Source organism: Pseudomonas sp. KH_046_2, assembly GCF_057838985.1.
This window is the reverse complement of the sequence record NZ_CM174480.1, coordinates 2,253,985-2,266,656: the sequence shown is the minus strand read 5'-3', so window position 1 is coordinate 2,266,656 and position 12,672 is coordinate 2,253,985. Positions and strand designations below refer to the sequence as shown.

The 12,672-nt window shown below is 56.7% G+C and carries 12 protein-coding genes and 2 pseudogenes; 7 read left to right on the top strand and 7 right to left on the bottom strand.

All coding sequences use genetic code 11. The features are described from left to right. Positions 1-116 precede the first annotated feature (116 nt). From AC3IX1_RS10310 to AC3IX1_RS10290, 5 genes are all read right to left on the bottom strand, one after another. Positions 117-500, bottom strand: coding sequence for a nuclear transport factor 2 family protein (locus AC3IX1_RS10310; protein WP_489388068.1), 384 nt, complete (start codon positions 498-500; stop codon positions 117-119). Positions 501-572: 72 nt separating this feature from the next. Next, positions 573-1,808: an MFS transporter gene (locus AC3IX1_RS10305; RefSeq protein WP_489388067.1), complete on the bottom strand. Its 1,236-nt coding sequence runs from the start codon at positions 1,806-1,808 to the stop codon at positions 573-575. 113 nt (positions 1,809-1,921) lie between these two features. Next, positions 1,922-2,545, bottom strand: a complete 624-nt coding sequence (locus AC3IX1_RS10300) for a malonic semialdehyde reductase (RefSeq protein WP_489388066.1) — start codon at positions 2,543-2,545, stop codon at positions 1,922-1,924. 23 nt (positions 2,546-2,568) lie between these two features. Then, the gene (locus tag AC3IX1_RS10295) at positions 2,569-3,564 is read right to left on the bottom strand and encodes a 2,4,5-trihydroxytoluene oxygenase (protein ID WP_489388065.1); all 996 of its coding nucleotides are present in this window, start codon (positions 3,562-3,564) and stop codon (positions 2,569-2,571) included. Positions 3,565-3,756: 192 nt separating this feature from the next. Continuing rightward, positions 3,757-4,623: a fumarylacetoacetate hydrolase family protein gene (locus AC3IX1_RS10290; protein WP_489388064.1), complete on the bottom strand. Its 867-nt coding sequence runs from the start codon at positions 4,621-4,623 to the stop codon at positions 3,757-3,759. A gap of 236 nt (positions 4,624-4,859) precedes the next feature. On the opposite strand from AC3IX1_RS10290, the gene AC3IX1_RS10285 reads away from it, so the two are divergent. Further along, positions 4,860-5,480 (top strand): TetR/AcrR family transcriptional regulator, encoded by a 621-nt coding sequence (locus tag AC3IX1_RS10285; protein ID WP_489388063.1) that lies wholly within the window; start codon positions 4,860-4,862, stop codon positions 5,478-5,480. A 285-nt stretch (positions 5,481-5,765) separates the two neighbouring features. Here AC3IX1_RS10285 and AC3IX1_RS10280 read toward each other — a convergent pair whose 3' ends face one another. Further along, complete coding sequence (locus AC3IX1_RS10280) at positions 5,766-6,572, bottom strand: lytic transglycosylase domain-containing protein (protein ID WP_489388062.1); 807 nt, start codon at positions 6,570-6,572, stop codon at positions 5,766-5,768. A 317-nt stretch (positions 6,573-6,889) separates the two neighbouring features. Here AC3IX1_RS10280 and AC3IX1_RS10275 point away from each other — a divergent pair. Both AC3IX1_RS10275 and AC3IX1_RS10270 read left to right on the top strand, forming a co-directional pair. Beyond that, positions 6,890-6,982 (top strand): annotated as a pseudogene (locus AC3IX1_RS10275) (LysR family transcriptional regulator); the annotation flags it as partial. A 347-nt stretch (positions 6,983-7,329) separates the two neighbouring features. Beyond that, a complete protein-coding gene (locus tag AC3IX1_RS10270) occupies positions 7,330-7,680 on the top strand; it encodes a BON domain-containing protein (protein WP_150812540.1) in 351 nt (116 codons plus the stop codon). A 390-nt stretch (positions 7,681-8,070) separates the two neighbouring features. On the opposite strand, the pseudogene AC3IX1_RS10265 reads toward AC3IX1_RS10270, so the two are convergent. Next, positions 8,071-8,700 (bottom strand): annotated as a pseudogene (locus AC3IX1_RS10265) (transposase); the annotation flags it as partial. Positions 8,701-8,909: 209 nt separating this feature from the next. Here AC3IX1_RS10265 and AC3IX1_RS10260 point away from each other — a divergent pair. The 4 genes from AC3IX1_RS10260 to AC3IX1_RS10245 all read left to right on the top strand — a co-directional run bounded on the left by AC3IX1_RS10260 (position 8,910) and on the right by AC3IX1_RS10245 (position 12,610). Beyond that, positions 8,910-9,161: a hypothetical protein gene (locus tag AC3IX1_RS10260; protein WP_489388061.1), complete on the top strand. Its 252-nt coding sequence runs from the start codon at positions 8,910-8,912 to the stop codon at positions 9,159-9,161. A 503-nt stretch (positions 9,162-9,664) separates the two neighbouring features. Further along, complete coding sequence (locus AC3IX1_RS10255) at positions 9,665-9,985, top strand: hypothetical protein (RefSeq protein WP_489388060.1); 321 nt, start codon at positions 9,665-9,667, stop codon at positions 9,983-9,985. A 268-nt stretch (positions 9,986-10,253) separates the two neighbouring features. Further along, entirely contained in the window at positions 10,254-11,669 is a 1,416-nt protein-coding gene (locus tag AC3IX1_RS10250) for a tyrosine-type recombinase/integrase (RefSeq protein ID WP_489388059.1), read from the top strand. A 92-nt stretch (positions 11,670-11,761) separates the two neighbouring features. After that, on the top strand, positions 11,762-12,610 hold the full coding sequence (locus AC3IX1_RS10245; protein ID WP_489388058.1) for a DUF6387 family protein: 849 nt from the start codon (positions 11,762-11,764) through the stop codon (positions 12,608-12,610). Positions 12,611-12,672: the final 62 nt, after the last annotated feature.

Genomic DNA, 12,672 nt, shown 5'->3' with positions numbered 1-12,672 from the left:
TGAGGACGCAGTGCCCGCTTAGCCATAACGACCGGGATCAAACGATCAAATGCACTGTTAGTGACTGAAAACTGTCGGGCGCAGACGGTGAAACAGCTGCGCGCTGAAAACCAACTTCAGCCTTTAGAATATCGAGTGGACTGCCAGGCCATCATTTGCCAACCCGCATCGCCCTCTCTCCAGACGCTGATATAACGCGAGTTCAACAGCATGGGCTCACCCCGAATAATCACATCCATGTCGATCAGCCCGGTGATGACGGCGCAGGTTCCCACTCTGCGGATGTGCTCTTGCCGGCTTTCGAAACTTCGATAAAACCAGATCCCTGCGCGCATCCCCTGCAAATACCCTTTCTTGCTATCGCTCTTGCCATCGGAGTGGCTATAGGTGAGATCGTCGGTATAGATGCCTTCCAGAAAGTCCATGTCCAGATCGATCATCGCCTGACGACGGCGTACTTCAAGTGCTTCGATGTGTTGCTTTACCTGTGGCTCTAACATGCATGAAACTCCGTGCTTGGCAGTTGATTGCGTGTATGCGCAAAAGCGCGACAACCGGATGACGACGCTCGACTACGAATGGCTGGTTTCCAGTGGCGCACTCTGCGCGGGATGTACCTGGGGGATTTGCGCATGGGGCATGAAGAACATGGTGATCGTTGCCAGGGCAAAGAAGCCTGCGCAGACCAGCAGCCCCAATGCGAGGCTGTAACTGGTGGCAATACCACTCAGCAGTAAGGGGGCAAATGCCGCCAGGCCGCGGCCGAAGTTGAAGCAGAAGCCAGCACCGATAGTGCGTACTCGGGTGGGGTAAAGGGCGCTGAAGTAGGATGCGAACAGGCTGGCAAAGGCATAGAAGAAGGCATAGACCGGCCCCAGCCAGAACAGGATGGCGTTCTGTGTGGTCAGCGCATAAATCGACAGCATGACGGCACTGCCCAGCAGCGAAAGCAACGTAGCGTTTCTTTTACCGATGTGGTCGGCAATGAAGCCGAACGCGTTAATCCCGATGAATGCACCGATGTTCATGATTGCCATGAAATTAGCCATCATGCCGATGTTCAGGCCCCGCTCCTGCACCAGGTAAGTTGGCAACCAGGTGCTCGCGCCCCAGAAGCCGATGACCGCGCAACTGGCTGCCAGGGTGCCCAACAAGGTCAGCCGCAGCAGTTCAGGGGAAAAGATTTCGCTGACCGAGACGCGCCTGTGCAGTTTGGGGTTGGCAAGGCTCTTGGCCTTCTGCTCTTGCCATTCCCGGGATTCAGGCACAAAGAAAAAGAGGTACGCCACCGGGATCAGCGTCGAGATACCCGCCACCATGAACAGCGTCTTCCAGTCCGGCAGGTAGCTCGCCGCGGCCATTGCCGCGATGGCGGCACCGATTGGGAAGGAACTCAGCACAAAGCCGGTCGCTCTTGCACGCTGATGCGCAGGCCAGGTCTCCGTCACATAGGCCGAGACAATGCCCCAGACTCCCCCCAACCCTAATCCGGAAAGGAAGCGAAGCAGCAGGAGCAACGCCCAGCTGTGAGTCATTGCAACCAGGGTGGTCAGTACCCCAAACACCATCAGCGACAGGAGCAGTGCCTTGCGTCGACCAAAGTTATCCGAGTACCAGCCGGTGGTGATGCTGCTGAAACCGATACCCAGCAGTGTCGCCGAAGCCAGCATACCGGCCTCGTTGAAGCTCAGGCCGAGATCCTGACGGATCACCGGCAGCGCGATGGTGAGCAAGATGATTTCCATGGCATCGAACAGATACGCCAGGAAACCGCCGACAAGCACGTGCCATTTCGAAATGGATTTCATCGTGGTTTTCCTTGTTTTTGTTGTTGTGCCAGTCCGTTGGTTCGGGCGTGAGGAGCCGCAGCGCGCAATCAGACGGGCTGGAGGATTTACTGGTTTTACCGGTGCGTTGTCAGTTAGAGGAGCAGGCAGGCTTCCTCAAACTCGAGACGCGGGCTGCGTGCAAACAACTTGGTGGTATCGCCATAACCGAGGTTGCAGAGGAAGTTTGATTTGATCTGCATGCCGGCAAAGGCAGGCGGCCGGTCGGTGTCAGGGGTGAAAAACTCTTGATCCACCCAGTGATGATCAAACCCGGACATCGGCCCGCAGTCCAGGCCCAGGGCGCGCGCCGCGAGGATGAAGTAGCCGCCTTGCATCGAACTGTTGCGCAGCGCCGTGGACTCGATCAACTCCGTCTGCCCGGCAAACCAGTCGCGCACGCCAGGGTTGTGTGGAAACAGCTTGGGCAATTGCTCGTGAAAGCGTGTGTCATAACCGATGATTGCGGTCACCGGCGCACTCAACGTCTTTTCGACATTGCCGGCGCTCAGTGCCGGCAACAAGCGTTGCCTGGACTCGGCGCTGCGCAAAAACACGATACGTGCCGGGCAACCGTTGGCGCTGGTCGGCCCCCAACGCACCAGGTCGTAGAGTGCTTTGAGCGTGTCGTCGCTCACGGGCTGATCGAGCCAGCCGTTCTGGCTTCGGGCCTGCCGAAACAACAGGTCAAGTCCCTGTTCTGTCATTACTTTGCTCATGGCATCTGTCCTGTGGGGATTGATCAACTGCGCCGCTGGCGGGACGCCGCGGTCCGGGGAGCGGTGTTTTGCGCTTGGCATTTACCGCCCAGGAAATACTCCACCGACATGGGTGGCCCCCACTGATAGAGACTGTCGTCGCAGGCTTGGGTGAAGCCGGAAGGTGAGTCCTGATTAAACAAGTCGCCGTCGGTGAAATGCTCGATGAGGTTGCCGGACGGGTCGCTCCAGTAATCGAAGATCTGGCTGCCCAACACATGCCGGCCAACCCCCCAGAATGGCGACCACCCTTGCTGGGTCATCCAGGCATGTCCCAGGCATTGCGCGTCGAAGTCTTGAACCTCGTAGGACACGTGATGGACAAAGTCCTTTTCCGCCTGGAACAGTGCAATGGTGTGATGGTCGGTCCATGCACTCCCACGGTTCAATCGCAGGAAGGCCGCCGCCGGGCAGTCCCGATTGGGTTCTTCAACCACCAGATCGGAGGGCAGCATGCCAAGCACCTGCTTGTACCAGTCCAGGTGCGCGACCATGTCCTGCACGCCGATTGCCGCATGCCCGAGACGCAACACTTGCGCGGCACCTTTATTGGGGCGTTGCACATCGCCGAAGCGCTGTTTCTCTTGCGCAGAATTGAGGGTCAACGCCGCGCGCAGGGTTAACGAACCCACCGGTTCAATGCCGTGGACCAACTCGATCCGGCGGCCGGACGGATCGTGCAGCACGACACATTGCCCACCTCCGGGGCCGTCCAGTGCGTGGATGGCTGACGCACCCGGCAGCTGTGTGGCCTGGTGCAGGTCGTCGAGACGCTCGACGGCGAACGCAATGGCGCCAAAGCTGCTGTGTGCGGATTTCTCGGCGATATACACATAGGGCAGCGAACAGGCGCCACGCAGGTAAAGCCGCTGTTCGGTCCGGTGCATGACGACCAGGCCGAAATCGGTCAGGAAGCGTTCGATCACCGCGAGATCGGGATGACGGTAGACGACGTGGTTGATGTCTTTTATCTGCAACACGATAGTGCCTCCTTGGCCGCTTTCAGAGTGCTGTCTCTAAAAACGGGCCGTCAGCAAAGGTCGAGGCAGCCGGGTCCGCGATCTGCAAAGCAGTTCGGAAAAAAGGTGGCCACCAAAGATCGGAGAATCAGCGGTCGACCCCGTCGGGACAGTGACTCCGCTAGCTCGAAAGTAAGAGCCTGATACCAGGCTTCAGACCGGCGAAGGCTCGTCGGCGATCAGATTGCTCAGCATGCCAAGCCCTTCGATTTCTACGGTGCACAGATCGCCAGGTTTCATGAACAGTGGCGGACGGCGCGCCCAGCCGATCCCCGCAGGCGTACCGGTGACAATGACGTCACCGGGCTCCAGGGTGACCGCTTCACTGAGGATGGAAATCAGGTCGACGACGCTGAAGACCATGTCGGCGGTGTTGCCCTGCTGCACGATTGCCCCATTGAGGCGCGTCACCAGATTCAGGCCGCTTGCCCCTGGCGGCAGTTCGTCGGCACTGACGAAGGTCGGGCCAAACGCGCCGGTGGCATCGAAGTTCTTGCCAATCGTCCATTGCGGCGATTTGAACTGGTAATCACGGATCGAGGCTTCGTTGAAGATCGCATAACCCGCAACATGTTCCAGAGCACGACCCTTGGCGATATGTCGGCCACCGGTACCGATGACGACCGCCAGTTCACCTTCGAAATCCAGTTGCTCGGAGATACGGGGACGAATGATGGGTTCGCCATGGCCAATCAGACTCGAAGCGAAGCGAGGAAAAAACGTTGGGTAGGAAGGCTGCTCGTACGGGCTTTCCTTGGTGTGATCGGCATAGTTCAAGCCGACACAGACAATCTTGCCCGGGCGTTCGAGAGGTGGCAGGTAACGTATGTTCGTTGGATCAAGCAAACGCGCATCGCTCAAGCGCTCATGGGCGGCTTTCAATGCGCCCTCGCCTGCCGCGAGCAAGTCATGGAGCGAGCCCGGGTAGCCGGCTTCGTTTTCGCTCAAGCCGCGCAGAGTGCCCGCTTGCTCAATACCCAGGCCTTTGGAGGTGCCTTCTACGAATTGTACAAAACGCATGATCTGTACCTCTATTGTTCTTATGTGTTTGCGCAATGGTACGGTACGTTACCGTACCCTTATGTCGAAAGGTGCACCCAAACGAAAGGCGGGTCAAGAGTGCCGCCCCCTTTTTTATAAGTTTTTTTTGGCTGACTCATGCGCACGATGGATGCCTGTGCGGCTGGAAGGCATACCTGGAGCGGCGTAGGCTATGGCGAACTTCGCAGCGTACTTTTCAGGAATACCCGAGCCACATGGAATCACCTACCCCCAAGCAGGCAGCAAAGCGTCAAGGCATTCTCAACGTAGCGACCGACATGTTCCTCACGGATGGGTACTCCGGGGTCAGTGTCGACGGGCTTATTGCGAAAACCGGCGGATCAAAGCGCACGATCTATAGCTACTTTGGCGGCAAGGAGGGATTGTTTTCGGCGATTATCGAGCAGCTCTGTGCGGAGAATGTCAGCCCCCTCACCCACATGGATCTCAAGCAACAACCCTTGCAGGAAGCCCTGTCGAGCATTGCCAGGATCTTCCTCGATGTTGTGCTATCGCCTCGCACCATCGCCCTGCACCGCCTGATTGTTGCCGAAGCGCTACGTGCTCCGGAGGCGGCGCAGTCGTTCTTTGATGCAGCACCGGCGACGGCTTACAACTGCCTGGCCGAGTACTTCAAATGGGCTGAAGAAGCGGGGCTGATCACACCAGGCAACGCCCATACCCGCGCGAAGATTTTCCTCGATGCGCTGACAGGCGACCTGCAATTGCGTTGCTTGCTCGGGCTTGGCAAGTGCCCTTCGACATCGGAAAGGGAGCACCTGATCGCAGAAACCATCTCCATTTTCATCAAAGGGTTGTTGCCGATGGAGCGCTAAGAGAGCTTCCGGCTTTTCACTGTATTACTCGTCAGGGACAAACGCCGAAAGGCGCATCAGAGCAATTCCTTGACGCGCTATTTACTGCCCAACAAAAACTAAAGGTTGAGGTGGAGTCAATTCCATAGCACTGGTCGGAGGGATCAAGCTCATCGCTGGTCTGGCCGAAGGCTGGCTGTCACGACTGACCGGTTTGGGTCGATACTTACCGGTGAGCGTGGAAGTTCGGTTGAGCCATTCCCCCGCCCGGCGTATTACCTATTCCGGGTTATGCGCCCTACGGTACTAGCGATGGTTGCGATAGCGTTCGGTCAAGGACTGCACGAGGGTGACGTAGGATTGCGTCTCGGCGTAGGGAGGCACCCCGTTGTACTCGACCACGGACGCTTCGCCGGCGTTGTAACCTGCCAACGCCAGCACCTGGTTGCCGTTGAAGCGCTTGAGCAGCCAGGCCAGGTAGCGCACGCCGCCACGAATGTTCTGTTGGGCGTCGAACGGATCGCCCACGGCGAAGCGCTCGGCGGTGGCGGGCATCAACTGCATCAGCCCCTGGGCGCCGGCTTCGGAAATGACGTTGGGGCGAAACGCCGATTCGGCATGTATCACTGCGCGGACCAGCGCCCTGTCGACACCATAATGACCCGAAGCGGCTTCGATCTCCCGTCGATAGGACTGGGTGTCCAGGCGCAGTGAGGCGACCTTGAAATCCTTCGTCGCCATGCACAGATAACAGCCCTTGATGTAATAGAGCTCAAGGACATCGACCCGCGCGGAGATCCCGACGGGGCGCCGGCTCACATATTGACGAATACCCTTGTGGATGAAGGTGAACACCCGAATACGCACCGCGTCTGGGTCGTCGTCCCGCACAAGCCGTGGCAGGGCCATTGCCTTGGCACCGACACCGGCGCCCGCCATGCCATTCACGCGAGTGCAGCGGGCGCTGGCGATGGCTTGGCTGGTGTAGCTGATGGCTCCGTCCCTGGCTTGGCACTTGAACATGGCGCTGGCGCACAGAGGAGCGACCAGCAAGGCCAGCTCGATGCAGCCAAGAAGGCTCTTGCGAGCCCATCGCCATGCTCTGGATCTCATCACATCGCTCCGCGCCGCAGGCGCCGATCAGGCCTGGGGCGCCTGGCCCGGGCGCTACCTTTGGAGGGCCTATTCTGCGTGACCCGCCTTTTGTTCTGATAGTTATACCCCTTGTAACCGGCCTTGGAACTTGCGTTGACGTACGGGCTGCCGGCGTTCCCAGGCGAGGCGCAGGCGTGATGTTTTCCCAGGCTCCGTTGAACCCCGCCGCCACCACGAACGAATCCCCCGGTCCGAAGGTCTTCGCCACGCCGTCCGCATCGGTCAGGCGCAGGTGCCTTCGAGGATGTGGCACATCTCGTCGTAGTCGCACTCGCATCTCGGTCTACGCACTGACCGAAACACGGCTGCTTCCTGCGAAGACCCAGCGGTTCATCGAGTTCATACGCGACCATCTCAACACTGCTTAATGCCTGACGACTGGATAGGGGGCATCCCGACGCAAACGAATGTCTCCTCCTGGCCGATTTTTGCCGATCGTGACCGGCAGCTATGGGTTGATCAGGGCTGATCGCAATAAGGACTGTTTGGAGTGCTCTGTAGGTGTTGCGCCTGGCACAGAGCGACCAAGACGGACGTTCACGGGGACAGCACTCTGACCGCAGGCAACAGCCGTACTATAATTAATTTCTGTCAATGTTTGCGTGACGAGCGCTCCAAAACGAATCAGGTATCCATAGCGTTCACCTGACAGGCAGAGGGCGGCACAGCAAATGGGATGGACAGTACGTCTGATTACGCGAGAGAGGGTTCAGCCATGAAAATTCACTCCTTCCAGCATTACTCTCATGGTCTGGAAATGGCCGTTCACGATGCATGGATTACCGCCAAGGTGAAGTCGGCCCTGGCATTTTCCGATCCGACCCTGAGCCTGCATATCAATGTCAAAACCCATGCGGGCATAGTGGGGTTAAGTGGCCGCGTCAACACTCACAGACAGTGTGAACAGGCCATTGGTCTGGCCCGTTCGGTTCATGGTGTCGCCGAAGTCGATGCCAGCGACTTGCAGACCCATGTGTTCACGCCAGGGAGTTTTCCAGAAGCGCCCAACGCCGAAGAGAGCACTGAGCGCCGGCCACAATCGTCAACGAAGATGGACGACAAATGATAATGGCAACTTTGTAGGCGCCCCGCTCCCAGTCGGGAACCGAGGGCGGAGGGAAGCTGAATGCCTGTGTGCCCCAGAGTGAATCGCCCATGGTTTCGTGGACATTTCCGACTGGCTGCTTATGACCGATTCTGTTGAAAAAGTCGGATTTTCAGCTGGCCTGAACTCAGGCACGACCACCACCGGAGAACCTACTCACCACATTGCGCGCGGCTTCATGGTCGCTGCGAGCGATCTTGCGCAACGCAGTGTTCGGGCAGCACTTGGTTTTCATCGGACACGTAGCGCAGTCGGTCTGCCGGGATCAGAAGATGATGGTGTTGGCTTTGGTGACGTGTGAACGCTCATTCTTGAAAGCTCGCCATTCGCTGCGCAATGGGTTGCCGGCCGGGCAGCGGTCCAGCGGGCTTGAGGATCAGTCAGCGATAGGCGCTTCGGTAGCGTTTCGGCCAGAGCCTCTTCATCGAGTGCCTCAAGGTACTCACGCACGGCGCGGGTGCTCAGGGCCTGATCGCTCCAGTTGACCGGTTCATCTCCCGGTACGCCGCGCTGCCGACTCGCATCCGCTTTGATAATGCTGGCGTCCACGGCAAAGCCTTCGCCCTTGACCAGACCTGCGTCCATGCAGCGACGCAGCACTTCATTGAACAACCAGCGAAACAGATCACTGTCCCAAGAACGGTCGTGTCGTTTTTTGGAAAACGTCGAGTGATTGGGTACTTCATCTTCAAGGCTCAACCGGCAGAACCAGCGATACGCCAGGTTCAAATGGGCCTCTTCGCACAGTCGCCGCTCAGAGCGGATGCCATAGCGGTAGCCCACCACCAGCATGCGGATCATCAGTTCAGGATCAATCGACGGGCGCCCGATCGGGCTGTAGAAATCGGCGAGGTAATGGCACAGGTCACTCAGATCGAGACACTGATCAATGCTGCGCAGAAGGTGATTGGCGGGAATGTGATCTTCAAGATTGAACGAGTAAAACAGTCGTTCCTGCCCACTCGATAACTGTCCCATCATGCTGCGTGCTTCCCCGCTAGCCGATGCGAGGATTTTGCCGCAGGCCAGACGGGGGAGCTACTTTTTCAACAGAATCGGCCGTTCTCTGCCGGTCGCCGATCCTGATCCCTCTAGGCAGTCTGTGCGCATGGGCTACACTCAACGGTGCGCCGATTTAATCCTACTTGCGGGGGCGCTTGAGAAATACTCGCTAAAACAGAGTAGCTACCATGCCTACTCTTTCGATTGATTCACACACCCGTCTGCTTATCGCCAAAGCCATCATCTCTACCACAGGTGAAGCCGAAGCTATTCGTATCGTCCCGCTGCCGGACGGCGGTCAACTGTTGCTGATGTTCAACTGCGGGCATATCGCCGTCGACCTCGTATCGAATCAGGACGATCTGTTCGACAACCACCGCCTCGTGTTCGACGTATCTGCACAGGTCATTGCCGACATGGAAAGCCATCGCGGCGAATAGGTCGGGTTGTTCCGACCCCCGAGAAACCAGGTCGTCTCGCGAGACGGCCTTTTTACAATAGTTCGCGACGGGCGCGCTGTTGGCGTAGTCGCTCTGAAACCGTAGGTTTGCGTGTCACTGGTGACACCGACCGGGCTGGACCATGTCCTTGCTCGGATGGACTGCCTGCGTAGTTCGCCAAGCTACTCTCGCGGGTCTCGCGCACCAACGCATGATCGACGCGTTCGGATTCAGTCAATGGCAGCTCAGAGGCCATTGCATGCTGCCGCTGGTTATCGCCTAACTCGAACGCCGCTTTGTCGTTGAGACCGTCCGGCGGTCAGTGTCCGCTCCTGGCCGACAGCTATCAGTCCGTAGATCCGCCGCCGAACATAGCGGATTTAGGCGTGCAGAAGCACGTCCTTGCCCATGCCAATCCTGCTAAGGATATGCAGCGAAGAGTAGTGGTCTAATGAAACCGGACACCCATTTAGGCGAGAATGCTCGCCAGATCGAGGTGTCAGATGACCAAGCAACGCCGCTCCTTTACTCCTGATTTCAAGCGCGAATCACGCGAAGTCGAGCTCAGCCCCCATTCAACATCTCTCGAACACTTCTGTCTGCGCACTCAGCCCTATCAGTCCAAGCGAGAGTATTGCTCGCGATTTTCAGAGCAACGATTAACTGATCAAGAACGGACAGCTCTGCGTAAACGTGCGTTCGGCCTGAAGGTCTGGCTGGACGCATTGACGTGCTGCTTGTGCCTTCCGGGACAAACTCTGGCCTTTGTATCAGCCGAAGATTCCACCCAGAGCCAGTCGTTTTGTAGGGGTAAAAACGCCTAAAAATAAAAAGGGGTCGCGAGATAAAATCTCGCAACCCCTTGAATTATATGGTCGGGACGGAGTGATTCGAACACTCGACCCCTAGCACCCCATGCCATTATAGATCGAATTTCACTGGACGATAATAAACCCAAATAAATTTAGAATACCCTAGTAAATACAACAACATCAGGCTAATCTACCGTCCAACACCGCCCAGAACGCAGCAATACAAGCCGACGTTTTAGGTGGGGTAAAAGTGGGGTAAAAACACAAAGGCAAAAGGGGCATGGCAAAAATCCAAGTCAAGCAACTGGAAGCGCTTACCGTTGATGATAGCGGCCTGACACTGCGAGAGGATGGCGGAATTGTCGGGCGCGTTCGCGCCGGGCAACGGGGCGTTACTGTTCTGTTTCGTTTTGAGTTCAAGTTGAATGGCGCCAAGCGCGACCAAGCATTAGGTTCTTGGCCCAAGAAAAGCCTTGCCAGCATCCGTGCCGAGCGCGACCGCCTGCGCGTTACGGTAAGCGAAGGAATCAACCCCACCGCCGCGAAGAAAGCCGCCAGGATCGAAAAACAGACCGCTATTGAGGCGACCATTGCCGGGGCCAAGCGCCTGGCTGCCGAGAACCTGACAGTGGCCGACCTGTTCGTCGAGTGGCTAAAAGATGGCGTGGCCCGCCAAGATGACAATGCAGAACTAACCCGCAGCTTCACCAAAGACGTACTACCCAGCATCGGCCAAAAGCCTCTGCGCGCTCTTACCGAGAAAGATATTCTCGCCATGCTGCGTACCGTACGCGAACGTGGCGTCAATCGGTATGTAGTCAGTCTGTTCGCCGATCTGAATCAGATGCTCGCATGGGGCGAAAAGCGCAAGCCTTGGCGCGGCCTGATGATCGACGGCAACCCTGCCGATCTGGTGGAAGTCAAGAAACTTCTAGACCACGACTATCAAGAAGAACGCGACCGCATTCTGACTGTCGATGAAATCAGGGAGATGCGCGATATATTTGAGAGCATGGAGCGTGATTATGCCGCCCTACCCCCCGGCCAGAAATATTCCGGCGTCCGTCCGCTGGAAAGGAAAGCACAGCTTGCACTGTGGATATGTTTGGGCACCCTCTGCCGCATCGGCGAACTACTCAAGGCCGAATGGCGCCACGTCGATCTAAGCAAGGGAACGTGGTTTTTGCCTGCCATGAACACCAAAGGGCACCGAGGAACGCGCCAGGATCACCATGTTTTTCTGTCTACCTTCGCCCTACGCCAACTTAAAGAACTGCACACCCTGTCGGGCAACACGCCATACCTGTTCCCCGCCACCAACCATACCGGCCACGTAGACCTAAAGAGCATTTCCAAGCGCGTAGGCGACCGGCAAGAACAGTTCAAAAAACGCAGCAAACCTCTATCCGGCCGGCGCAATGACAATACGTTGGTACTGAGCAAGGGCACAAATGGCGACTGGACACCGCACGACCTGCGCCGCACTGGCGCGACGATGATGCAGGAGCTAGGCGTTACCTTGGACATTATCGACCGCTGCCAGAATCACCTGTTGGGCGGCTCCAAGGTTCGCCGACACTATCTGCACCATGACTACGCCAAGGAAAAAACCGAAGCATGGCGACTGCTAGGCGAACGTATCGACGCAATATTGGCTGCTGAAAACTTGGTGCCGATCAACCAAAAGTTCACATAAGTTTTTCGGTTGACCCAGGGTAACTTCCGAAAAGCAAACACTATGAGACCCGCTGACCTATTCAGAATGGGGACGCCCAGGGAGGCGTGTAGATGGAAAAAATTGATCGAGTAAGTGACTTACCAAAATGGTTCAACCTGGACAACTACAGTCAGGCAAAAAGCTTTAATTCTATTGAGTGGCTTCGGCAACTTGAGGCAAGGAACCTCCTACTAAAGATTCTTAAGCGTAAGTATGTTAAGCACAAGCATATTGATTCGCGGACTGATGATTTGAGTTCGCTGTTTGATTCGATGAGAGCGGCAGCACATGAGTTGTATGCAGACCTAGCTCCAAAAATTTTAGGCTCGACTGATTTTGATGTGCTCTCCAGAATGAGTCTGGTTGGACTTAAAGGAGTGGAAAACCTGGATACCCAAGACCTATGGGAGCACGCGTTTAATATTTTCGATGATCCTGGTGAATATTTTGAGGCCATCAAACGACGTAACCATGACCGCCACCTCACGCCCATTCTTAGCCCTGACCCAGTACGCCTTACCACACTTCATTCTATAGATCGCGAAGTGTATGCGGCCGTCAAAATATCCTTGGACCTGCCAGACGCAGCGCTTGTCGAGAGCTTCAAAGCATGGCTGGCTGAAACAAGGCTGGCCGCTGGCGCGGCTCGAACAAAGTACCATCGCCCCGCCTATGGTCGATGGGCGTCCTACGGACTGCTGCCTTACCTTGATCTGAAGATATGGGCACAGGAGTCGAATATGCATATTCCTGATCGCGTAATGTCAGCGGCAGTGAGTCGTTACGATAAGGGGGAAAGCAGTTTTAGGAAAACAGTCGTTCCCCTCGCGGCTGGATTAATGCGCGACCTGTCAGAATTTCGAGCATTTGTGGCAGTTGAAGCCCAATTCTCTGCTAGTCCGGAAACTTTTGAGTACTGAAAATTTCCGGAACATTTAGCCCACTGAAACCCGGATCGAAATTGCCCGCCGCCTCACATTGA